Source organism: Micromonospora peucetia, from assembly GCF_900091625.1.
In the GTDB taxonomy this organism is placed as follows: Bacteria; Actinomycetota; Actinomycetes; order Mycobacteriales; family Micromonosporaceae; genus Micromonospora; species Micromonospora peucetia.
In genome coordinates, this window is record NZ_FMIC01000002.1 from 745,858 (window position 1) to 771,474 (window position 25,617).

Sequence of the window (25,617 nt, forward strand, 5' to 3'; positions counted from 1 at the left end):
GGTCGTCGGCGGCGCCTGGCGGGGGACGAGACGGGCGGCAGTCACGGTTGCGCTCCAGGGGACGAGGAGTGTCCGTTGCCGGCGGTTCGCTGGTCGACGCAGGTGATCCGGAACTCGGCGGTGTACCGGCGACCCGCGGCGTCGGTCAGCCAGAGCTGATCGGGGTCGGGCAGCATCTCCACGAAGGTGACCCGGCCGGTCGGCTCGGCGCGCTGCTGTCGCCGGAGGTGGGAGAGCAGCACCTCCACCGACAGCGGATTGCCGAAGTCCAGGTGGAACGGCTTGCGCTCGCCGCCGACGGTCACGAACACGTGCCGGGGCATGTCCCGGGCCGCGCCGATGGCCCGCAGCACGTCGCACGCCCGGTCGGGGCCCTGGTTCGGGGAGGGCAACTCGGGGTAGGGCAACGTCCAACTCTCCCGTTGCACCACCAGATCGCCGATGCACAGCCGGGGGCGGTGATCGGCGGCCGGCAGGATCCCGAACCGGGTGGCTGCCGCGTTGGCCAGCAGTTCACCGAAGACGGTGGGCACGTCAGCGGCGTACTCCGGGTCGACAGCCGAGGTGATGACGACCCGGTCGCCGACCCGGGTCGCGCGCAGCGCCGACACCGGCAGCATCCGCGCGCCCCGGGGGTGGTACGGCACGCCGGAGCCCAGCCCCAGGTAGGTGGCGGACGGCGACAGGTAGGCCGACGGCGGGACGGTCCGAGAGTTGATCTGATCGTGGTCCAGCGGGTACAGCGGCGTCACCCGGTCGGTGGGGGCACTGCTGTCCAGCCATCCGTGCCACCGGTCGCGGTCCGGGTGCCAGGCGTCGGCGGCCAGCACGTCCATGGTGTTGTGGGCCGGGTGCAGTTCGCCGAGGACCGCCAGGAACCGCCCGTCGCGCAGGTCCGCCGCCGACCGGGCGGCGATCATCAGGTCCGGGCTGTACAGCCGGGTGCCGCGCCACCCCACCACATCGTGGGCGAAGGCGGACTCGACCCCGGAACGCAGGGCGGTCGCGTCGTGCCCGATCCGCCGCCGGCCCGGGTCCGCGTCGCCGACCAGGAGGGCGTGCCAGGTCCGGCGCAGCCGCTCGGCGACGGCGTCGGCCGGGGAGCGGGCGCCCCACGCGGTCGTGCCGGCCACCGCCGTAAGGATCTCCGACAGCGGCACCCCGGCGCCGGGAGCCGGCTCCTGCGCGGTGATCAGGTCCGCGATGAACCGCTCGTACGCCTGGGCCACCGCCCGGGTGAACCAGGCCGCGCTGAACAGCAACAGTTCCAGGGCGGGCCGGATCGGGTCCAGCACGTCCGCGCCGAGACGCACCGGAAGGTCACCGAGGCAGTCCTCGTAGACCACTCCCCGCCCGGCGTAGAACTGGCCGGTACCGCGTCGGGCCTCCCGCCCGGTGATCGCGACGAACGTGTCGTCGAGGCCTTCGAGGGCCTCGGTGAGACGGTCGGCGTCACCGGCGGCGTCGGCGACCCGGTCGCGGGCCGCCACCAACTCGGCCAGGTCCGCCTGCGCCGCCACCCGACGTCGCGAGTCGGCGACCCGGGCGAGTTGGCCGCGCAGGTGCGCCTCCGGGTCGACCCGCCGGGGCACCACCAGCCCGGCGGTGAGGACTCCCATCGCCCGCAGCCGGGTCAGGACGGCGCCGACCTCCGGCGCGGGGTGGTCGGCGAGCTCGTCCACCACGTCGACGACGGTCCGGGTGCCGTCGCACACCTCGACGACCCGGCGCGGCAACGCGTCCAGCCGCAACGGGGCGTTGTCGGCCAGCAGCACCCCGTCGGCGACGACGGCCACCCCGGCGGCCAGCCGCGGGATGGTCCACGGGTCGAGGCCGTGCCGGGTCTCGATCGCGGTGGCCACCGCCCGCAGCGCCCAGTGCTCGAAGAACACTCCACGTCTCAGCAGCCGGTCGGTCACCGGACCGATGTCGGTGGCGCCGGTGGTGACCGATCCCCAGACGATCGGCCCGAAGAACCCGATGGTGTCGTTCTTCGCGCAGTACCGGGCCGCGTACGCCCAGAGCCGTCGCTGTGCCTCGCGGCGTCGCTGCGGCCGGGCGGAGTCGAGGTTGCGCCGCGCCTGCCGGAACATGTCCCGGTTCTGCCAGGTCAACGCCTCGGCGAACAGCGGCTGCCGGACGATCTCGGCCAGGGCCTGTTCCCCGGCGGCCCGCGCGCCGGCGTGGTCGGCCCCCGGCTCGGCGAGGATCCAGTCCATCGGCATGCCGGCCACCCGGGCGAAGACCGACGGCAGGATCGTCCAGTCCGGCCCGTAGGGCAGCGGACCGGCCGGTTCGTGCGGGGCATCGCCGACGGTGACCGTCACTGTGGTTCCAGTGCTCGGCGGAGGCTGAGCGGACGCATGTCCACCCACACCTTCTCGATGTGGTCGAGGCACTCCCGGACGCGTCCGGTCACCCCGACCTCGCGCCAGCCGTCCGGTACCTCCCGGTCGACCGGCCAGACCGAGTACTGCTCCTCGTGGTTGACCACGACGGCGTAGATGATGGTGTCGTCGTCCTCGTCAAACAGCGCCATGAGTCTTCTCCTCCTCGATGTGGTCAGGCAGGTTCTCCAGCTCCTCGCTGAACAGGGCGGCGAACTTCTCGATGCCGGCCTGGTCGAAGTGCGCGGAGCTGTAGTTGACGGCGAACTGGAACCGTCCGTCCGCCACGCCGGTCTCCACGTCGATCAGCTGGTCGCGGCGGGTGGTCGGGTCGGCGGTCAGCGACGGCACCGGCACCACGCTCAAGCCATGCTGGTGGGAGCCGTCGACGTCGGCCGACATGGTCCCGGTGTGGTTCAGCGCGATCTGTGGCAGCGGGACATCAGCCAGCGCCGACCGCGGCTCGGCGTCACGGAGCAGCCCGAACGACGACACCGGGCGGGGCACGGACTCCACCAGCCGGCGCACCCGCCACCAGGTGTCGGAGAAGGACTCGGTGGGCCGGTACGGCACGGTCGCCGGGTACAGCGCGGTGAACCACCCGACGGCGGCGCTGGTGTCCACCCCGCCCAGGGTGGTGTCCCGGCCGTGGGTCTCCACGAACAGGTACAGATCCTCCCCGGACCACCGACTGTAGGCACGGGAGAACCCGGCCAGGAGGGTGACCAGGACCGGGCTGGCGGTGCCGCCGCCGGCACGCAGCCGGTGCAGCGTGTCGGTGGCCGTCGGGGACACCGCTCCCTCGACGCTCCGGACCCCGGCCAGGGTGTTCTCCCCGCCCGACAGGGTGGTGGGGACCGGCCGGGGAGTGCCGACCGTCGACAGCCAGGCCGACTCCGACTCCCGCAGGGAGTCGATCTGCGCGGCTGCCGCGAGGGCGTACTCGGGGTAGCCGGCCATCGGCGCGTCCCGGGGCGGTTCACCGGCGGTCAGGGCGGCGTAGTTGCCGAGGAAGTCCTGGATCACCAACCGCCACGAGTAGATGTCCATGACCAGGTGGTGCACGGCGAAGTAGAGCGTGGTCTCCTGGTCGTCGAGAACCACCAGGCAGGACCAGAGCGGGCTGCCGGCCAGGTCGTGGCCGGAGCGGTGGCCGGCGAGCAGCGTCTGGTGCGTGGCCGCCCGATCGTCGGGACGCCCCCGCAGGTCCACCACCTGGAAGGTCACCAGCGGGTCGGGTGCCGCCTCGACCCACTGCCGCCAGCCGCCGGGGGTGCGCCGGAACCGGGTCCGCAGGGCGCCGTGCCGGCGGGCGACAGCCTCCAGCGCCGCCCGGACGGTGTCCGGGTCGAGGACCTGGGCCACCCGTACGCCCTGGGCCATGTCGAAGTGGGCCGGGTCCGCACCGACGTGGTCCAGGAACAGCCGCTGGACCGGCAGCAACGGGACTTCGCCCTCGGCGACCAGGGTCGCCACGACGGTGTCGGTCTCCCGGGTGTCCACGTACGCGGCCAGTTCCGCCACCGTCTGGTAGGTGAACACGTCACGCGGCTGGAGGTCGACGCCCTGCCCGGCGGCCCGGCCCTTGACCCGCAGCCCGGCGATCGAGTCACCGCCGAGGTCGAAGAAGTTGTCCCGGACACCGACCCGGTCGACCCCGAGGACCTCCCGCCACACCTCCGCCAGGATCCGCTCGGTCGGGGTGGACGGCTCGACGTGGCCGGTGACGGTGGGCCGACCGTCCACCGTGGCCGGCAGCGCCGCGCGGTCCAGCTTGCCGTTCGCGGTGACCGGCAGGGCGTCGATCCGGACCAGCATCGGCACCGCGTACGACGGCAGCAGGGCGCGCAGATGTGCCCGGACCCGCTCGGTGTCCAGGGCCGCGGTCGGGGAGGTCACGAACGCCACCAGGTGTCCGTCGCGCACCGTGACCGCGGCGCCGGCCACCTCGGGGTGCACGACGAGGGCCGCCTCCACCTCCTGCGGCTCGATCCGGTGCCCGTTGACCGACAGTTGCGCGTCGACCCGGCCGAGCAGGTGCAGCCGTCCCCGCCCGTCGATGGTGCCCAGGTCACCGGTGCGGTACGCCCGCGAGCCGGCGCGGCCGGGGCGGGCGTCGGGGACGAACCGCAGCGCCGTACGGGCTGGATCCCGGTCGTACCCACGGGCGAGCGTGGGGCCGCTGAGCCACACCTCGCCCCGGGCCCCCACCGGAACCGGTCTGCCTGCCCCGTCCACGAGGAGCGCGTCCACGCCCGGGTACGTGGCGTCCAGCCAAAGTGTCTCGGCCTGGCCGGCGACGGTGCCGAGGACCGCGTACGCGCTGTCGATGCTGGTCTCGGTGATGCCGTACGCGTTGACCACCCGGGTCCCCGCACCGGCGACCTCGGCGAGGCGGACGTAGTCGCGGGCGAACCAGGACTCCCCGCCGATCAGGACGGTGCTGAGCTGGTCGAGGCGCTGTCCGGACAGCTCCACCTCGTCCATCAGGGGACGCAGCAGGCTGGGCGGGACGTCCATGACGTCGACCTGCTCGTCGAGGATCAGGTCGAGCAGCGCCGCCGGGTCCTCCCCGACCGCCCGGGAGGCCACGACCACCGTCCGACCGGCGCACAGTGCCCGGAGCACCTCGGCGATCGCCACGTCGAAGGCCGGGTTGGCCAGATGCAGGTGGTTGCGGGTACGGGCGGCGAACGAGTGGGCCGTCTCCCACCCCGCCACCGCCGCGGCGAGGGCCCCGTGCTCGACGACGACCGGCTTGGACCGCCCGGTGGTCCCCGAGGTGAAGATCGTGTACGCCGCGTCGGTGCGGCCCGCCGCCACCGGCTCCCACACCTGCTCGGCCGGTACGACGGCGCGGTGGGCACCGCCACCGCCACCGCTGCCGGCATCGGCGTCGATGTCGGCACCAGCCGCGTAGCCGGTGTCGGTGTCGGTGTCGGCGAGGAGAGCGGTCAGGGACAGCACCGGGGCGTCGGCGGCCGCGACGGCCGGATCATCGGTGAGAACCACGGCGGGGTCGACCTGGGCCAGCAGCGCGCTGGTGCGGGCCGCCGGCCAGGCCGGATCCAGCGGCACGAACTGGCCCCCGGCGAACCACACCGCCAGGGTCGCCGCGACCCGGTCGACGCCACGATCGGCGAGCAGGGCGACCGTCGCGCCGGTCACGACACCGTGCTGGCGCAGCCGTCCGGCACCCCGGTCGGCGGCGTGGACCAGCGCCGCGTAACTCATCCGGCGGGGGCCGTCGACCACCGCCACCGCGTCGGGGGACGCCGCCGCCACGGCCCGGAGCACCGCCGGGACCAGCGGCGGCTCGGCGACAGCCGGCGTCCCGCCGGTCAGCGGCGTCGCCGCCGGCACCGCCGCCAACAGGTCGGCCACCCCGGCCGCGCTGCCGTCGGCCAGGGTCCGGAGCACCGCGACGAACCCGTCGAGCATCGCCTGGGCCGCCAGCGCCGGGACCTTGGCGTCGTCGTGGAACAGCTCGACCGCCGTCTCCCCACCGCCGGTCACGCTGAGCACGAGCGGGTGGGCGAGTTCCTCCCGGGAGGTGGCCGCGACGATGTCCACCGGGGGACGCCGGTCACCGAACCGGCCGTCGGTGATCAGCGGATAGTTCTCGACCACCACGATGGACCCGAAGAGGCTCCGGTGGCGGGGCACCTCGGCCACCGACCGGATGTCGCGCAGCGACGCCTCCTCGTACTCCCTGCTGGCCAGGAAGCGCCGCTGGAGGTCCTGCAACCAGGTCGCCACCGGCACCCGCCGGGGCAGCCGGACCCGTACCGGAAGGGTGTTGATGAACAGGCCGACCATCGTCTCCGCCCCGGGCACGGCCGCCGGCCGGCCGGAGACGGTGGCGCCGAACAACACGTCGTCGCGGCCACTGAACCGGGCCAGGACAACCGTCCAGGCAGCCTGGATCAGGGTGTTGAGGGTGACTCGTTCCTGCTTGGCCCGCTGGACGAGCCGGGCCGAGTCCGCGGCCGGCAGGGTCGCGGCGAGGACCTGACGGCCCCGGTCGAGGGCACCGGGCGCCGGCGTCGGCAGGGGCGTCGGCTCGGTGAACCCCCGCAGTGCCCGCCGCCAGTGCTCCAGCACCTGCCCCCGGTCCCGCCCGGCGGTCCACCGCAGGTAGTCGCGGTAGTCGGCGGTCGGGAGGAGATCGATCGGCGCCCCGGCACACCGTTGGCCGTACGCGACGAAGACGTCACTGATCACGATCGGAATGGACCAGCCGTCGATCATGATGTGGTGAGAGGTCCACACCATCTCCCACGTGCCGTCGGCGCGTTCGAGAAGTCGCACCCGGTGCAGGGGGGCGCGTTCCAGGTCGAACCCGGCGTCCAGGTCCCGCCGGAGGTGCTCGTCGAGGGCGTCGTCGTCGTGCACCCCGTCGACGACCTCTACCAGGTCGAACGGCTGCCGGTACACGGCCTGCACCGGGGCGGTCAGCCCGGTGTACGCCACGCAGGCCCGCAGCGCCTGGTGCTTGGCGGCGACCGCGGTCCACGCCGACCGAAGCGCGTCGGTGTCCACCGCCCCGCGCAGGGTGTAGCGGACCTGGCTCAGGTACGCACGCGCGTCTCCGGCGTCGAGGGACTCCAGCAGCATCCCCTCCTGTAACGGGGTCAGCGGGTAGATCGCCTCGACCGGGCTCGGGCCGCTCATCGGGAAAGTTCCTCTCCGTTGCTGCTCAGCCGCGCGACGAGGGCACGGGCGGTCTCCTCGTCGAGGCCGGCCAGACTGATGTCGACGCCGTCGAGCGACGCGGCGGGGTCGGCCGCACGCTCCGGCTCGACGATTCCACCGGCGTTCGGGCGCACCCCGCCACCGGCCCGGGCGGATCGGCCCGACGGTTCCGAACCGGACGGGACGTCCGCCCCCGCCGATCCGGCACGTCCGCCGCCCGGCCGTGGCCCGTCGGTTGACGCCGGCCCGTCGGGCCCGGCCGTCGACCCCGCGGACCCGGCAACCGTGGTCGTCCCGGCAGCCACCTCCGCCAGGGTCTGCGGGCCGAGCATGTCGGCGACCGCGACCTGGAGTCCCCGCGCCTTGACCCGGGCGACCGTCCGCAACGCGGTGATGGAGTCCCCACCGAGGTCGAGGAAGTTGTCGTGGACCCCGACCTGTTCGGCGCCGAGGACCTCCCGCCACACGTCGGCCAGGGTCTGCTCGGCGGCGCTGGACGCCGGGACGAACTCCGCCGTCGACACGTCCTGGGTGAACACCACGTCCGGCAACCGCCCCCGGTCGACCTTGCCGTTGGCGTTCACCGGCAGGTCGTCGGCACGGACCAGGCGGGGCACCAGGTGAGCGGGAAGCAGGTCCCGCAGCCGCCCCCGCAGGGCGGCCAGGTCGACCTCGTCCTGCTCCGGGACGACGAACGCCACGAGTTGGCCGTGCCGTACCGCGACCGCCACCCGGGCGACCTCGGCGAGCCCGGCCAGCACCGCCTCGATCTCCCCCGGTTCGATCCGGTACCCGTTGAGCTTGACCTGGTCGTCGACGCGACCGGCGAAGTGGAGCACCCCGTCGGCCCGCCGGTGGGCCCGGTCCCCGGTGCGGTACATCCGCGATCCCGGCGCCCCGAACGGGTCGGGGACGAACCGCAGGGCGGTCCGCGCCGGGTCACCGAGGTAGCCCCGGGCCAGGCCGGCACCGCCGATGAACACCTCGCCGACCATCTCGTCGGGCACCTGCCGGAGCCCCGCCCCGAGGACGTGGGCAGCCTCACCGGGCAACGCCCGGCCGACCGGCACCACCGCCGGGTCGAGGTCGGCCGGGGTCACCGGGTGGACGGTGGACCAGATGGTGGTCTCGGTCGGCCCGTACCAGTTGTGCACCACCCCGGCCCGGTCCAGCAGCGACCGTCCCAGTCGGGCGGTCAACGCCTCGCCGCCGGTCCACGCCTCGATCCCGCTGAGGTCGGCGTCCCCGGCGAGCAGTTCGGTCCAGAGCGAGGGGGTGGCCTGGACCATGGTCACCCCGACGCGACGTACCACCGTGGCGAAGTCGTCCGGGTCGAAGCGCCCGCCCCGGTCGAAGACCACCACCCCGACGCCGTGGGCCAGCGGGATCAGCAGTTCCGCCACGGAGATGTCGAACGACGCGTTGGTGGCGGCCAGCATCACCGCCCCCTGTGCGTACCGGTCGCCGATCGCGACGTCGAACGCGGCCAGCGCACCGTGCGGGACCATGACGCCCTTCGGCTCCCCGGTCGAACCGGAGGTGAACATCAGGTACGCCAGTTCCCCCGGGTGCGTGGCGACCGGCGGCCCGGCCGGCGTGGGGTGTGCCGCCAGGTCGTCGACGTCGAGAACCGGGAGCTCCGGGTCCAGGCGGGACCGGGTGGGAGTGGCCGCGACCACGTACCGCAGGGCCGCCCGGTCACGGATCACCCGCTGGCGGGCCACCGGCAGATCGGGGTCGACCGGGACGTACACCGCACCGACACAGAGGACGGCGAGGATGGTCACCACCAGCCGGTGGTCGCGCGGCAGGCAGACGCCGACGGTGTCGCCCCGCCCGACGCCGGCCGCCCGCAGCCCACCGGCGGCCCGCCCGACCGCGTCGGCCAGTTGCCGGTACGTGAGCACGGCGTCACCTGCGTCGCGGACCGCGACCTGGTCCGGCCAGCGGGCCGCCCGGGCGAGGACGGTCTCGTGCAGCCCCGGGAGGGTGCCCGGATCCGGCGCCGGGGCGACGGTCGCGGTGTTCCCCGTCGACCACGCCACGTCGGTCACCGGCAGGCTCGGGTCGGCGGCCATCGCGGTGAGCACGGTGCGGTAGCAGGCGACCAGGGACGCCACGGCGGCGTCGGTGAAGTGCTGCGGGGAGGCCATCAGAATGAGGACCAGGTGGTCGCTGTCGTCGGCGGCACCATGGTCGAACGACACGTACAGGGGGTAGTTGGTGGGTGCCTCCTCCTCCAGGTGCCCCACCCGGCGGACGTCGCCGCCGCTGCTCACCCGCTTCATCGCATGGAACCGGGTGTAGTTGAACGCGGTCGTCATCAGCGGCTGCCGGCCGAACGCCAGCTCCGTCGCCACTCCCGGGTAGGTACGGAAGCGCAGCAGCCGGCTCTCCTCGGCCAGGCAGGCCCGGGCCAGGTCGGCGAAGTTGCGTCCGCCGACGGTGACGGTCACCGGCAGGGTGTTCAGATACAGGCCCCGGGTCTGGGTGCCGCCGGCCGTCTCCGGCCGGCCGTTGGTCACCATCCCCAGGGTGATCACGTCCGCGTTGGACAGGACGGACATCACCACCGCGTGCGCCGCCAGCAGCAGGCTCTTCATCGGCAGCCGCAGCCGGGTCGTCGCCGCCTCCAGCCCGCGTTTCACCTCGGGGTCGAGCGGCAGCAGGGCCCGCTGCCGGTGCCCGGACGCGCCGCCCTCGGTCCGGTTCGGGATCCGCACCGGCCGGGCCCGTGCGATGACGTCCCGGAACAGCTCGACCGCCGCCGGGTCGGCCAGAGTGCGCCGCTCCCGCCAGACGTGGTCGCCGAACGAGTCCGGCGGCGGGACGAGCCGGGCCAGTGGCCGGTTGTCCCGGGCGGCGGCGCACACCTGGTCGTACTCCTCCAGGACCTCGGTGAGGGTGGAGGTGAAGCTCCAGCCGTCCATGATGGCGTGGCACTCCACCGCGCTGAACCAGAACTCGGTGTCGGAGACGCGGTGGGCGGTGAACCGGATCAGGGGCGGGCGGGTGAGGTCGAACGGCCGCTCGCGCTGCTCGGCCATCCACGCCCGCAGGCCCTGTTGGACCTCGGCGTCGTCCCGGCCCCGCCAGTCGATTACGGGCAGGTCGACGCCGACATGCCGCCAGACCAGTTGCAGCGGCTCGGAACAGGTGGCGAGGTCGAATCCGCTGCGCAGTACGGGGTGCCGCTGGACGACCCGGTCGAAGGCCTGGCGCAGCAACTCACCGTCGAAGGCGGCGCACCGCACGAGGGTGGTGGTGACGTTCAGGTAGCTGTTCTGTTCCAGCTGGTGGAAGAGCATCCCCTGCTGCAACAGGGTCAGCGGGTACGCGTCCTCCACCCCGGCGGGCAGTCGGTCGGAGTCGCCGGGGGCGAGCAGGTGCCGGTGGTCCGCCTGACCGGCCGGGGCGGCCGGCGCGGTCCCGTCCTCCGTCGGCTCCGCCGTTGTCGTGCCGGGGACGGCCGCGATCAGGTTCCGGATCGACTGGTGGTCGAAGATGTCGGCGACGGTGACCGGCAGTCCCCGGCCGGACATCGCCGCGGCAGCCTGGACCGCCAGGATCGAGTCCCCGCCGAGAGCGAAGAAGTTGTCGGTCACCCGGACGTCGGCGACGCCGAGCAGGTCCTGCCAGACCGCGACCAAGGCCTGTTCCCGGTCGTCGGCCGGGTGTCCGCCGTCGGCCGGGCCGGACCGCTGGGGGGCCAGGTCGGCGGCCAGGTCCCGCAGGGCCCGCCGGTCGAGCTTGCCGTTGACGGTGCGGGGCAGCCGGTCGAGCCGGTGCACCCGGGGCACCATGTGCCCGGGCAGCCGGGCGGCGACGAATTCGCGTACCTGATCCGGGTCGGCCGCCGGGGGCGCCTGCACGAAGCCGACCAGCCCGAGACCGGCGGGCCCGACCTGGGCCGCGATCACGGCGGCGTCCGTCACGTCCGGGTGGGCGAGCAGGACGTGCTCGACCTCACCGGGTTCGATCCGGAAGCCGCGCACCTTGAGCTGCGCGTCGACGCGCCCGAGGTAGTCGAGGTCGCCGTCGGCGCGCTCGCGGACCCGGTCGCCGGTGCGGTACATCCGGCCACCTCCACCGGTGAGGTCGGGCACGAACCGCAGGGCGGTACGGGCCGGGGAGCCGGCGTACCCGAGGCTCACCCCGGCCCCGGCGACCATGAGCTCCCCCGCGAACCCGACGGGCTGGCGGTTGAGGTCGGCGTCGACCACCACCGTGGCCAGGGTCGGCAACGGCCGACCGATCGGGCTCGCGACGCCGACGTCCTCGCGGGTGATGTCCCGCCACGTGACGTGCACGGTCGTCTCGGTGATGCCGTACATGTTGACCATGCGGGGAGCCCGGTCCCCGAGCCGTTCGAACCAGCCCGCCAGAGTGGACGGCCGCAGCGCCTCGCCGCCGAACACCACCAACCGCAGCGAGTCCGGCGGCTCGAGGTCGTCCGCGGTGACCGTCTGGGACAGCGACCCGAACGCGGTCGGCGTCTGGTTGAGGACGGTGACCCGTTCGTCGTGGAGCAGTTGGCGGAACCGCTGCGGCGTGCGTGCCGTGTCCCGGTCGACCAGGACGACGGTGGCGCCAACGACCAGCGGTGCCCAGATCTCCCACACGGAGAAGTCGAACGCGACCGAGTGGAACACGCTCCACCGGTCGTCGGGGCGCAGGTCCAGCAGGTCCCGCGCCCCGTCGATCAGGGAGCCGAGGTTGGCGTGGGTGACGTCGACGCCCTTCGGGGCGCCGGTCGAACCGGAGGTGTGGATCCGGTACAGCGGGGCGGACCACGGGATCGGCGCCCGCCGCGTCACGCCGTCCGGTCGCGGCGCCCGCCGGCAGTCGTCGACGTCCACGATCCGCCGGCCGGCCGGCGGCTCGGCGATGCCCGCGTCGGTGAGCACGGTGTCGACACCGGCCTGGTCGAGGATCTGCCGGATCCGGTCCCGGGGGTGCTCGGCATCCAGCGGGACGTAGGTGCGGCCCGTCTTCGCCACCGCGAGGATGGCGGCGAGCATGCCCGGGGTGCGGCCGGTGAGGACGGCCACCGGTGGGCCGTCCGGGCCCGCCGGGCGCAGCCGGTCCGCGATCCGGTCCGCCCAGGCGTCCAGGTCGCCGTAGGTGGTGCCGTCGGCGACCGCGATCCGGTCGGGGTGGCGGGCGGCGGTCGCCTCGAACCAGCCCACCACGCCCCGGTCTCCCCGCCCGGTCCACCCGGGGGCGACGGCCGGGCGGCGGCCGTCGAGGCGGACCGCCGACAGGGCGGCCTCCGGTCGTGCCACCATCGCGGCCAGCGCCCGCAGGTAGCTGTCCAGCAGGGAGCGGGCGATGTCGGCGGGGTACATCGCGACGTCGTGCTCCAGCCACAGCCGGGAGCCGGCCCCGGCGTCCTCCACCTGCAGGGTCAGGTCGAACTTCGCGGTGCCCAGGTCGACGTCGAGCCGTTCCACCACCAGCCCGGCCACCCGGGTCTCCTGCATCTCCCGGCTGCGGTGGTGGCTGAACACCGCCCGGACCGGCATCCGGTCGTCGCCCCGGGCCCCGGCGGCAAGGTGGTCGGACACCTCGTCGAACGGGGTGTCCCGGTGCGCGATCGCCTCGATCAACGCCCGCTGCTCGGCGCGCAGCAGGTCGGCGACGGTGGTCGTCGCCCGGGTCGGGTTGCGCAGGCAGACCAGGTTGACGAAGTTGCCCAGCGACCCGGCGTCCTGCTCGGCGCGGAGGCTGACCGGTACGCCGACGAGGAGGTCGTCGTGGCCGTACGCGGCCCGCAGGACGAGCCGGTACGCGGCGGCGAAGACCGCCGGCCGGGTCACCCCGTGCCCGCGGACGAGGGCGTCGATCCCGTCGTTCAGTTCGGCGCCGAGGCGGTCGCCGACGCGCCGGCCACGGCGGGGACCGGCGGGGCGGGCGCCGACCGTGGGCGGGTCCACCGGCTCGACCCCGGCCAGGACGGCCCGCCACCAGGCCGCGCTCTCCGGCGACCGGGTCACCGCTGGACGCTCGGCGGGTACGACCGGCGCGGGGGTCCGCGAAGCGCCCGCGTACCCGGCGAAGAGTTCGGTGAGCAGGGTGTCCAGCGCGGCGCCGTCGACCACGATGTGGTGGGCGGTCAGCAGGGCGACGGTGCGGGCGCCGTCAGCGGCCAGCCGCAGCCGTGCCAGCGGGGCGGTACGCAGGTCGAACGGTTCCGCCGCCGCGGCGGTCAACCAGGCGTCCAGGTCCGACGCGGCCTCGACGACCACGGCCGGGGGGTCCGCCTGCGGCAGCGCCTCGGCGTACGCCGTGCCGTCGGTGTCGGCGAACCGGGTACGCAGCGCGGGGTGTCGGGCGACGATCCCGGCGAACGCGGCGGCGAGCCGGTCCGGGTCCAGGTCGCCCCGGATGGCGACGGCGGCGGCGACGATGTATTCGGGGCTGCCCGGGTGCAACCGGTCGAGGAACCACAGCCCGGCCTCGGCGGGCTGCAACGCCCGCCGACCGGCGCCGGCCCCGGGGGTGGGCAAACCCGCCCCGGCGGCGGCCGGGGAACCGCCCTCGGCGGCCACCGGGGCCGCCGATCGGTCGGGCGTGGTCGGCCCGGTGGCCGGGGACGCGAGCCCGGCGGCGGCCAGCCGGCGCTGGAACTCGGCCATCCGCTCCGGATCGTTGAGCTGCAACGTCATTGCGGACTGCCTCCGAATACCTCCAGCGCGATGCTCGCCGTCGGTCCGGCGCCGTCGCCGGCGATGGCCCGGATCTCGTCCGCCATTGCCGTGACCGTCCGTGCCTCGAACGCCCGCGCTATCGGGAAGTCGATGCTGAAGATGCGCTCGATGGTCTCCACCACGTGCAGGAGCGCGATCGAGTGCCCACCGGCCTCGAAGAAGTCGGTGGTGGCCGACGGGACCTCGACGTGCAGGTGTGCCTGCCACACCGCCGTGACCAGCCGGGACACCGGGTCGCCGGCCAACGTGGCGGGCCGGGTGGGCTCGGTGGCGTCGCTGGCGAGCCGGGCCAGCAACGCCTGCCGGTCGATCTTGCCGTTCTCCGACACCGGCAGGGCCGGGACCGGCACGACGACCGGGACGGCCTGCGGGACGAGCTTGGACTCGGCCCAGGAACGCACCTGGACGGCCAGGTCACCGGATTCGGCGGCCGGATCGCGGGCGACCACGGCGGCGACCAGCCGCGCCGTCCCACCCTCGCCGGCAAGGACGACCGCCGCCGCCTCGACCCCGGGGTGGGCGGTCAGGCACGCCTGCACCTCGCCCAGTTCGATCCGAACCCCGCGCACCTTCACCTGGTCGTCGCGGCGCCCGACGAAGACCAGGACGCCGTCGGCCCGGCGACGAAGCCGGTCACCGGTGCGGTACATCCGGGTGCCGTTGCCCTCCGGGTCGGGCACGAACCGCAGGGCGGTCTCCCGCGGGGCGTCGACGTAGCCACGGGAGACCAGGGGCCCGGCCACGTACGCCTCGCCCTCGGCGGCCGGGCGGGCGTCGTCGTCCAGCAGGTGCAGCCGGGTCGCCGTCAGGGCCACCCCGACCAGCGCGGATCCGGGTTCGGCGGCGGTCGGCACACCGGCGCAGATGATGGTCGCCTCGGCCGGGCCGTAGAACACGCTCGGCCGGGCGCCGACCGCGTCGAGTGCGGACAGCAGGTCGGCCGGCACCGGCTCGCCACCGGTACCGACGGCGACGTCGCGCACGGCGTCGGCGTCCAGGCGGAGCACCTCCCGCCAGAGGCTGGGGGTGGCGAAGGCAGCGGTGGGCCAGCCATGTCCCCGGCCGGTGGCGAGTGCCCGTACCACCGAGGCCGGGTCGAAGGTGACCGACTCGGTCGGGTAGACGACCGGGCCGCCGCGTAGGGCCGGCCAGCAGAGTTCCAGCACGCTCGCGTCGAAGGTCGGTGCGGCGAGCCCGACCAGGCACCGCGCCTGCGCCCATGGGGCGAAAGCGCCGAAGGCGTCGAGGAACGCGGCGAGCTGGCCGTGCTCCACCACGACGCCCTTCGGCTCCCCGGTCGAGCCGGACGTGTGGATGATGTACGCCGCCTCGGACGGCAGCGGCCGGTGACCGGAGGCAGCGGTGGGCCCCGACCCGGTGTGGTCCGACGGGCCGGCGGGGGTGTCGAGCGGCCAGGCGATCCGGGTCACCTCCGCCCCGCCGGTGTCGCCGTCGGCAGCGGGAACATCGCCGGTGTCCCGGTCGGCGACCAACCATCCGGCGGCACTGACCGAAGCGATCCGGCGTACCCGGTCCACCGGTGGGGTCGGGCCGAGCGGTACGTACACCGCGCCGAGCCGCCACAGTGCGTACACCACGACCAGCGTGTCCAGCCGGGTCGACAGTGACACCAGCACCCGGTCGCCACGCCCGACACCCGATGCCCGCAGCCCGGCCGCCACCGCGCCCACCTGCCGGTCCAGCTCCGCGAAGTCGTACACCCGCTCGCCCTGCAAGGCGGCCGGATCGCCCGGCTGCCGCGCCACCCGGTCGGCCAACCGGTCGAGCACGCCGGTCGTGGCGCCGGCCGACCTCACGTGGGTCTCAGCGCCCGCCTCGTCGCCCAGCTCCGCCACCAGCAGGTCCACCAGATCGGCGGCCCGGCGCTGACCGACCTGGCCGGAGTCGAACCGGACGGCCAGGGTGTGCGCCCGACCGTTGGCGGTGACGGTGAGCACCAGCGGCGCCGGCAGGCCGAGCGGGGTGGGCTCGAACCAGTCCACCCGCAGTCCACCCACGGTCGCCGACTCGTGGTCCTGCTCCCAGCCCACCATCGTCCGGAACATCGGGACGGCCCGGTCCCGCCGCTGGCCGGCGAGCGCCGCCACCCGGTCGAAGGGCACGAACCGGTACGCGTACGCCGAGGTCAGGCTCTCCTGCACCCGGGCGAGGTGCTCGGCGCGGGTGCTGCCGGCCGGCACCGCGCGGACGGCTGCCGTGTTGAGGAACGGTCCCGGAATGTCGGTGCCCGTCGCGTCGCGCAGCGACACCGGCAGCCCGACGGCGAAGCCGGTGCAGCCGCTCCACCGGGCCAGGGCCCGCTGCCAGGCAGCCATCACCACCGAGTACGGGGTGACGCCGTGTCGCCGGGCCACCGCGTCGGCCAGGTACGCGTCGACCGGCACCGTGAGCCGCCGGGTCGTCGCGTCACCCGGGTCCGGGTCGGCCGCCGAAAGGTCGAGGTCGACCGTGCCGGCCAGCGCCCGTACGGCGTCGGGCAGCCGGTCGGACGCCCGCCTGGTCCCTTCCTGCGACCAGGCGACGTCCGGGTACTGGATCACCGGGTCCTGCTGGAGCGGCTCGCCCCGGCGGGCCCGCCGGTAGTTGTCGAGGAGTTCCCGGACCAGGATGCCGACCGAGTCGCCGTCCACCGCGATGTGGTGCACCGCCAGGTGCAGAACATGCTCACCGTCGTCGAGCACGGTCAGGTACGGCCGGAACCACGACTCCCGCAGGTCGAACGACCGCCGGATCTCCGCGGCCACGGCCCGGTCGGCGCCGGCCGCGTCCTGGGCGGTCCGGAGGGTGAGGTGGCCGGCGAGAACGCCCTCGTCGACGTCGTGCACCTCGGCGCGCACCCCGTCGCCCCACCCGACGATCCGGCTACGGAGCACTCCGTGCCGATTCAGCAGGGCGACCAGGGCGGCGCGCAGCGCGGCCAGGTCGAGCGGGCCGGCCAGCCGCAACGGGATCGGCACGACCTGGGCGGCCGGGCCCTGGAGCCGTACGGCGAACCAGAACCGCTGCTGGGTGGGGGTCAGTGCCGTCCGGGTACCCGGCTCGGGTTGGCGGGGCACCGGTCGGCCGTCGACGGTGTCGCCGGACCCGACCTCCGGCAGTGCGCTGATCGCCGCGGCCAGCCGTTCCGGCGTCGGGTGGGCGAAGACCGTGGCCAGGTCGACGTCGCGGTGGAAGGCCTCGGCGCACCGGGCGGCGAGCTGCGCCGCGCTCAGCGAATCCCCGCCACAGGCGAAGAAGTCGCTGTTCACCTCGACGGTGGTGGCCAGCAGTTCGCCGGCCAGGGCGGCCACCACCGCGGCGGCGCCACCGGCGGGCTCGGCGGCGGCCGGCGCGGAGTCGGCGGGCACGGCCGGATCGGTGATGCGCTCCCGCAGGGCCTGCCGGTCGGGTTTCTCCCCGGCGCTCCTGGGCAGGTGGTCCAGGACGTGCACCCGGCGGGGCACGCCGACCTGCGGCAGCCGGCCGGACGCCGCGGTACGCAGCTCGGCCTCTCCGACGGCGCGGCCCGGGCGGAGCACCACCCAACCCACGAAGTGCCGGTCGGGGCCGTCGGTGACCGTGGCCACCGCCTCGACGACGTCGGGGTGGGCGCGCAACGCGGCCTCGACGTCACCGAGCTCGATCCGGACCCCCCGAACCTTCACCTGGTCGTCGGCGCGGCGCAGGAACTCCAGTCCACCGCCGGCGGGCGAGTGGCGGACCAGGTCGCCGGTGCGGTACAGCCGTTCCCCCGGTCGCGTCGGGTGTGGAACGAAGCCCAACGCGGTGGCCCGGGGATCGGCAAGGTAGCCGGTGGCGAGCGGCCCTCCGGCGAACAGCTCGCCGACCTCCCCGGGGGCGACCACGCCCAGCCGGGCGTCGACGACGAGGACCTCGTGCCCGGGTACGGCCGCGCCGATCGACGGGTACGCCGGCACCGCGCCGCCCACGGGGAGAGCCACCGTGCCGACGGTCGCAGTGATCACCGACTCCGTCGGACCGTACGCGTTGAGCAGGGCGATGTGCTGCGGTGCCGACGCCGCCCACCGGGCGACCGCCTCGGGGGTGAGGGCGTCCCCGCCGGCCAGGACGATCCGCAGGGCGCTGCCGGCAAGGTCCGACCAGGTCGCCTGCGGCGCGTCCGTGAACTGGGCGAACCACGGGGTGGGCAGGTTCGCCACGGTCACCCCGGTCCGCCGGGAGATCCGGCCGAAGTGGGCGGGATCCCACGGCTGCTCGCCGCGCAGGACCAGGGTGGCGCCGGCCAGGAGGGGCACGATGACCTGTTCGATGGCCGCGTCGAAACCGTGCTCGGCGAACTGGAGGTACCGGTCGGCGGGGCGGACGGCGAGCCGGTCGACCATTCCCCGGGCGTGCCGGAGCAGGGCGCCGGTCGCGACGTGGACCCCGCGCGGCACCCCGGTGCTCCCCGAGGTGAAGATCAGGTATCCGGGGGCGGTCGGCAGCTCCGGACCGGACCGGACCGGCAGCGGGCGGACCGTCGACCCGTTGCCGCCCACGTCGGTGATCTCCCAGGTGGCTGCCGACTGCTCGACGACGGCGGCGCGGCGCGGACCTGGCAGTCGCCGCGAAAGCGGCACGTACACCGTGTCGGCGGCCAGGCACGCCAGCAACCCGATCAGGGCCGGCACGCCCCGCTCGGTGTCCACCACCACCCGGTCGCCGGGTCGCGCCCCGGCTGCCCGCAGCCGGTCGGTGAGGTCGTCGACCGCGTCCCGCAGCTCCTGTCGGGTCAGCGTCCCGGTCTCGGAGTCGACGGCCATCCGGGTCGGGTCGGCCACCGCGTGTCCGCGCAGGACGTCGAGGAGTTCCGACCCGCCGGCCGGGTCGACCGCCAGCAGGTCGGAGCCGGTGGGCTCCACGTCGGACGGTCCGGTGCCGGGCGCGGCCGGAGCGGACCGGTCCTCGTCGGGCAGGGCGGGGGGCGGGGTCGAGCCGGTCAACTCGGCCAGTTGGGCGTGGAACGCCCGGGCCAGCCGGGCGATCGTGGCGGGACGGTACAGGGTCGGGTCGAAGACGAGTTTGGTGTGATAGCGCCGGCTGTCGTCGGCTATCTCCAGCACGACCGGCAGTTCGGCGGCACCCGGAGAGGGCAGTCGCGGGACGAGGTCCATCAGACGCGGGTCGGCGGCGAACTTGTTGAAGCACACGCCCAGGCCGGTCAGCGGGTTGGCGGACGGGCCGTAGACGCCCCGCCGGACCACCTCCAGGGGGGCCTGGGCGGTCCCGAGTGCCCTCGTCACCGCCGCCGTGCAGGCTGCCACCGTGTCATCGACAGGTGCGTGCGGGTCGACAGTGACCCGGACCAGAGCGGTGTTGACGAAAAGCCCCACGATCCGGGCCACGTCCTCGTGGTCGCGTACCGAGATCGGCAGGCCCAGGACGAGGTCGGTACGGCCGGTCCAGGCCGCCACCACCCGGGCCCACGCGGCGAAGAGAACCACCGTGTCGGTGGTCCGGCGGGCCTGCGCGGCCGTCCGGACCGCGTTGTACAGCTCCGCCGGGAGCGCGACGTCGTGCTCGAAGGCGCCCGCCGCCACACCGACCTGCGGCGAGTCGGGCCCGGCGTCCGACGCGGGGTCGGCCAGGGCGGGAACGAAATCGGCCGGGATCCGTACGGGGTACGGGGCGTCGCCGAGTGCCGACACCGCCCGGTCGACCTCGGCGCGCAGCGCGGCGCGTTGCTCCGCCGAGTCCCGCCAGACCGCGTAGTCGGGGTAGTCGATCCGCGCCGACGTGGGCTGTCCCGTGCTCAGCGTCTCCGCCAGGAGGGAAAGGGACTCTCCGTCGCAGGTGAGGTGGTGCACGCAGATCAGCAGCCGACCCTTCCCGTCCGGCAGTCGCAGGTGGGTGAAGCGGACCAGCGGCTCGTGCTCCAGGTCGAACCGGTACCGGGCGGCCAGGGCGCGGTACCGGGCCAGCTCGGCCTCTGCCGCCGCCGCCGAGAGGCCGCCCAGATCGACGTAGGACACCGGGAAGTCGGCGGCGGGACGCAGCCGGATCGAGGGCACCCCCGCCTCGACCACGACAGCACTGCGCAGGGCGGCGTGCTGGCCGAGCAGGGTGCGGCAGGCCGCCGCGACCACGTCCCGGTCCGCCCGGATCTCGATCTCCGTACTGAGCGTGAAGACGGGCAGCGGGCCAGCCAGCCGGTCGGCGAACCAGAGCCGCCGCTGTGCCTCCGTCATCGGCAACAGGTCCGGGTACTCGGAGAGTGGCGCCGGCCGTGACGGGGCCGGCGCCATGAACGACCGGCGCCCGGCGAGGATCTGGGCCCGCAGCTCCGCCCGGGTGGGCCGGTCCCCGCTCACACCCAACCGTCCTGGGGGCCCGTGGCCTGGTCGACGAGCCGGTCCAGCAGGGCGTCAACCCGGTTGTCCACGAGGACGGCGAGCCGGCGCACCGTCGAGTGCTCGAAGAGTTCGGCGACGGACAGTTGGATGCCGAACCGCTCCCGGGTCCGCGAAGAGAGCTGGACCGCCGTCAACGACGAGCCACCGAGGACGAGGAACTCGTCGTCGAGGCCGATCGGGGAGATGCCGAGCGCCTGCGACCACAGTTCGGCCACGGCGATCTCCGCGTCGGTCTCCGGCGGCACGTACCCGCCGAGGTAGTCCGCGCGGGCGGTCCCGGCGCTGACCGTGGTGTCCTGGTGGGTCGTGATCACGTCGGTGGAGAAGGACCGCATCTCGTCGATCCGATCCTGCAGCGACCCCACCGAGGTGATCAGCTGCGGCTGGTCCGGCACCGCGAGCATCCGCCGGAACAGCTCGATCCCCTGCGCGCTGCTGATCAGCATTCCGGACGCGGCCGCCGACGACCCGGCCGGCGGACCGGCCGCCGCCGGTCCGTCCCCCGTCGGCTGGGTCGGCGGCGCGGCGGGGGTGGTCCCGGCGGCGGGCTGCGCCCGCAGGACGTAGCTGTCCACCGCCACGCAGACCCGCCCGTCGCGGTCGACGATGGTCTCGTCGACCTCGATGAACTCGGGTCGGTCCGGGTCCTGGCGGTGCGTCTGCAGCACCCAGGCGTCGGCCGGGATAGGCGCGTACACCCGCACTCCCGCGTACGAGAACGGCAGGTAGCTGGCTGCGGCGCCGGCGAGACCGTGGGCGGCCTGGTCCAGCAGGGCCGGGTGCAGCCAGAGCCGGGGGTCGGCATCGTCGGACACGAGCCGGGCGAGCCCGGTGTCCCCGGCGCGGAAGTACTCCCGGACCACGTCGAAGTACGGGCCGAAGGCCACCATGCCGGAGGACCGCCGGCGGATGTCGACGGCCGGCAGCGCGGCCCGGACCCGGTCCAGGTCGACCGCCTCACCGGCCGGCTCGTCGAGCGTACGCAGCACGCCCTGGCAGTGCACCGTCCGCGGGCCTGACCCGTCCACACCGACCGTGATCTCGAACGGGGCGCCCTCGGCGGCCTGCCCCGGCGCGAACGACAGGACCAGGGTGAGCCGGTCGGTGACCACGATCGGGTCGCTGAAGAGGAGGTCCTGGATCCGCACCGGCACCTCGCCCAGCGCGTGGTGGGCCGCCGCGCGGACGGATTCCAGGAGCATCGTCGCCGGTACCACCGCCGCGTCGGCGATCCGGTGCTCCGTGAGGGCCCTCGGCCCGTCCGGGTTGAGCACCCCCTGGTACCGGTGGGTGCCGTCCGACCGCACGGTGACCGACTCCAGGAACGGGTGGTCGAGGAGTTCCGTCCGGTCGCCCCGGCTCAACGCCCGTAGCGCCTGCACCCCCTGCGACGCGCCCTGGTCGGCCACCATGCCGACCTCGCGCCAGCCCACCCAGTTCATGGAGACGACCCGGGGGCGGCCCGGCCGGTCGGCCACCGAGTTCGCGAACGCGTCCATGAACAGGTTCGCCGCGGCGTAGTCACACAGGCCGTACCCGGAGGTGATCGCGACGATGGACGAGCAGAGCGCGACGAAGTCCAGTTCCGGGTACTCGTCGGTGGTGAGCTGGTCGTAGAGCGCGAGGACCGCGTCCACCTTCGGGCGCAGCACCCGCGCCGCGCTCTGCTCGTCGTGCAGCGCGAGCAGTTGCCCACCGACCAGCCCGGCGGCGTGGATGATGCCGTGCACGACCCCGAACTCCGCCACGGTCTCCTTGAGAACCGTGGCCATGGCGTCGGGATCGGCGACGTCGGCGGCGATCACCCGCACCTGGGCGCCGAGGCGCTCCATCCGCAGCACCGCCTCGATCCGCCCACGAACCGCCTCGTCGGTCTCTGCCGCCTCGGACAGCTCCGTCCACCGGGCCCGCTCCGGCAGGGCCGTCCGGCCGACCAGGACCAGCCGGGCCTGTTCCGTGCCGGCCAGCGACTCGGCGATGGTGATGCCGAGGCCGCCGAGGCCGCCGGTGACGACGTAGACCCCACCGGGGCGCAGGGCGGAGCGGTCGACCGGCCCGTGCGGCAGCGTGGCGTACGACCTGACGGCCCGCCGGTGGCCGCGGAGCGCGACCGCCTCGTCGGCGGGCTGCCGGACCTCGTCGAGCAGCCGCGCGGCGAGCAGCCGCGCGGGGCCGACCCCGTCCAGGTCGATGTGGCGCACCGTCACCTTCGGCGCCTCCCGGGGCAGTGCCCGGAACGGGCCGAGCGCGGTCGCGCTGAACGGCACCGACTCCTCACCGGCCACGGAGAAGAGCCGGCTGGTCACCACGACCAGTTCCACCGGGTCGTGGACCACGTCGAGCAGGGCGCGGGACAGCACGGCGGCCCGCCGGTACGACTCGTGCGCCGGAGCCGGATCGCTGCCGGTCGGATGCCCCGCCGGACCCGGCACGTCATACCCGACGATCACCCGGTCCGGTGCCCGGCCGCCGTCCCACAGCTGCTCGACGACCTCCCGGATCTGGGTCGGGTCCTCCGGGTCGGCCTCGAAGACGCCGAAGTCCTCGATCAGCGCCGGTCCCGCGTCGAGCCGGGTCACGGTGACGCCGTGGGCGAGCGCCGCGGCGCCGACCTCGGCGGTGAAGGCCGGGTCGGTGCCGAGGACCAGCCAGTGCTCGCCGACGACCTCCGCGGCCCCGGCGGTACGCGGCGCCTGGGTCCAGACCGGCACGTAGAACGGGGTCTGCAACGGTTCGTTCGGGATCTTCTCGGTCTCGGCCACCACGGTCCGGGCGGTCAGGTCGGGGTCGACCCAGTGCCGCCGCCGCTCGTACGGGTACCCGGGCAGCTCGACCCGACGGGGCGCCGGCCCGGTGCGGACGGCGGCCAGGTCGACCGGCACCCCGGCGGCCCACAACGCCCCGGTGGTCGCCAGCATGTGGTCCCGCTCGTCGGTGCCCTCGCGGACGGTCGGCAGGGAGCCGGCCCACTCCGGGGTCGTGCCCTGCGCGATCGCGGTCTGCCGGGCGAACGCACCGAGCGCGCGTCCCGGGCCGACCTCCAGCAGGAACGGGTTTCCCCGGCGGATCATCTGGGTGACCGCGGCCCGGAACCGGACCGGCTGGCGCAGCTGCGTCACCCAGTAACCAGGGTGGGTGACCTGCTCCGGGTCGGCCCAGTCCCCGGTGACGTTGGACAGGAACGGCAGGGTGGGGGCGGCCAGCCGGGTCGCGGCGACCACGGCGGCGAACTCGTCGAGGATCGGCTCCATCATCCGCGAGTGGAAGGCGTGCGAGGTACGCAGCGGGGTGCCGGTGATCCCGATGTCCTCCAGCTCGGCGGCGAACCGGGCCACCGCCTCCTCGGTGCCGCTGACCACGCAGGCAGACGGGGAGTTGTCGGCGGCGATCTCCAGGTCCGCCGGGAGCAGGTCGGCCGCGGCTTCGACCCCGACCGGCAGGGCGAGCATCGCGCCCGGGGCGACGGACTGCATGAGCCGGCCCCGGGCCGCCACCACGCGCAGCGCGTCCTCCAGGGAGAAGACCCCGGCGATGGTGGCGGCGGTGAGTTCACCGACGCTGTGCCCGACCAGCACGGCCGGAACGACTCCGCGGGACTTCCACAGGGCCGCCAACGCCCATTCCAGGGTGAAGATGGCCGGCTGGGTGACGGCGGTGCGCGCGAGGGCGGCCTGCGCCGCGTCGTCGGTCGGGTCGGCGTGCAGGAGGGTGCGCAGGTCCAGGCCGAGCAGGGGTGTGAGCAGGTCGCTACAGGCATCGACCGCGTCCCGGTACGCCGGCTCGGCCGCGTACAGCCCGCGCCCCGCCCCGGGGTGCTGGGCGCCCTGTCCGGGCAGGAGGAAGGCGACCTCACGGGGACCGGTGACCGGGACCGCCGGGTGGGAGGCGGCCCGCAGCCGGTCCACAGCCTCCGTCGCCGACCGGGCCGCCACCGCCCGTCGTACCGGGTGCGCCGTGCGCCCCTCGTGCAGGGTGAACGCGACGTCGTCGAGGCGGACGTCGGTGCTCTCCAGGTGTGCCACCAGCCGGTCCGTGACGGTGGCGAGCGCCTCCGGCGTACGGGCGGAGAGGGTGAGCAGGTGCGGCCCGACCGGTTCGAGCCGCGGCTCAGGCCGCGGCTCAGGCTCCGTTGGCGGAGCCACGATGACGTGTGCGTTGGTCCCGCCGATGCCGAACGAGCTGACCGCGGCGACCCGCCGGGCCTGACCGGTCCACGGCTGAGGCTCGGTGGCCAGCCGGAACGGGCTGTCGTCCAACGTGATGGCCGGGTTCACCGGGGCCCAGTTGATCGTCGGGGGATGATTCCCTCCCGAACCGCCAGGGTCGCCTTGATCAGTCCGGCAACCCCGGCAGCCGGTCCGAGATGTCCGACGTTGCCCTTCACCGACCCCAGCGCGCAGTAGCTGGCCTCGTCGGTGTCCGCACGGTACGCCTGGGTCAGCGCGTCCACCTCGATCGGATCGCCGACCACGGTGCCGGTGCCGTGGGCCTCCATCAGCCCGATCTCCCGGGCGGTCAGCCCCGCACGCTCCAGAGCGGCACGAACCACCTTGATCTGCCCGTCCACGCCGGGGGCGGCGAACCCGGCCCGGAGGTTGCCGTCGTTGCTGATCGCCGAACCGAGCAGGACGCCGTGGATGAGATCCCCGGCGGCCCGCGCGTCAGCAAGCCGCTTGAGCACCACCACCGCTCCACCGTTGGAGAAGATGGTGCCGGAGGCGTCGGCGGAGAACGGGCGGACGTGGCCGTCGGCGGAACGGATCCCCCCGGCCTCGTACACGTAGCCCACGTCCAGCGGGAGGTCCACCTGGACACCGCCGGCCACGGCCACGTCGATCTCACCGAGGAGCAGGGCCTGCACCCCGAGGTGCACGGCGACCAGGGAGGTCGAGCAGGCGGTGTACACGGACAGGCTCGGCCCCTGGAAACCGAGCTTGTACGACACCAGCGGGGCGATGTAGTCGGGGTTGTTGCCGATGCGGATGCTCATACCGCCGGCCGCGTCGGCCACGGTCGGGTTGGCCTCGACGTAGTCTTCCCGGTAGTCGTTGGCGGTGCTGCCCCCGTACACGCCGACCCGGCCGAGATCGCCTGCCGGGTCGTACCCGCCAGCGGCCAGGCTGGAGTGGGCCAGTTCCAGGAAGAGACGGAACTGCGGGTCGGCCAGGGCTGCCTCCCGCGGACTGAGACCGAAGAACTCGGCGTCGAACAGGTCGAGGTCGGCGGCGCCGGCGTAGACCCGCCGGTACTCGGGCCGGGTCAGGGTCGCCTCCTTGACGCCCCTGCGGCGCGCGACCTCGTCGTCGGTGGCGGCCATCGCCTCATGGCCGTCGAGGATGTTGCTCCAGAAGGTCTCGACGTTGTCCGCGCCGGGAACCCGGGCGGCCATCCCGACGATCGCAATCTCGCCCTGTTGTGTCATGTCTGTCTGGCCAATCCTTCGTTGCGCGG

The 25,617-nt window shown here is 74.4% G+C and carries 7 protein-coding genes; all 7 read right to left on the minus strand.

Features of this window, described 5'->3' with window-relative positions:
- Positions 1 to 41 precede the first annotated feature (41 nt).
- The 7 genes from GA0070608_RS03625 to GA0070608_RS03655 are packed head-to-tail and all read right to left on the minus strand — an operon-like array spanning position 42 to position 25,588.
- Entirely contained in the window at positions 42 to 2,327 is a 2,286-nt protein-coding gene (locus GA0070608_RS03625; RefSeq protein WP_091621620.1) for a lantibiotic dehydratase, read from the minus strand.
- A complete protein-coding gene (locus GA0070608_RS03630; RefSeq protein WP_091621624.1) occupies positions 2,324 to 2,539 on the minus strand; it encodes an MbtH family protein in 216 nt (71 codons plus the stop codon). Before GA0070608_RS03630 ends, GA0070608_RS03625 begins: the two co-directional genes overlap by 4 nt.
- Positions 2,526 to 7,061 (minus strand): condensation domain-containing protein, encoded by a 4,536-nt coding sequence (locus GA0070608_RS03635; protein ID WP_091621627.1) that lies wholly within the window; start codon positions 7,059 to 7,061, stop codon positions 2,526 to 2,528. Before GA0070608_RS03635 ends, GA0070608_RS03630 begins: the two co-directional genes overlap by 14 nt.
- Entirely contained in the window at positions 7,058 to 13,750 is a 6,693-nt protein-coding gene (locus GA0070608_RS03640; RefSeq protein WP_091621631.1) for a non-ribosomal peptide synthetase, read from the minus strand. The genes GA0070608_RS03635 and GA0070608_RS03640 overlap by 4 nt, the downstream gene beginning before the upstream one ends.
- Positions 13,747 to 20,124, minus strand: coding sequence for an AMP-binding protein (locus GA0070608_RS03645; RefSeq protein WP_091621635.1), 6,378 nt, complete (start codon positions 20,122 to 20,124; stop codon positions 13,747 to 13,749). Before GA0070608_RS03645 ends, GA0070608_RS03640 begins: the two co-directional genes overlap by 4 nt.
- A complete protein-coding gene (locus tag GA0070608_RS03650; RefSeq protein ID WP_091621640.1) occupies positions 20,121 to 24,440 on the minus strand; it encodes a type I polyketide synthase in 4,320 nt (1,439 codons plus the stop codon). The genes GA0070608_RS03645 and GA0070608_RS03650 overlap by 4 nt, the downstream gene beginning before the upstream one ends.
- Positions 24,437 to 25,588, minus strand: coding sequence for a beta-ketoacyl [acyl carrier protein] synthase domain-containing protein (locus GA0070608_RS03655; protein WP_091621644.1), 1,152 nt, complete (start codon positions 25,586 to 25,588; stop codon positions 24,437 to 24,439). Before GA0070608_RS03655 ends, GA0070608_RS03650 begins: the two co-directional genes overlap by 4 nt.
- Positions 25,589 to 25,617: the final 29 nt, after the last annotated feature.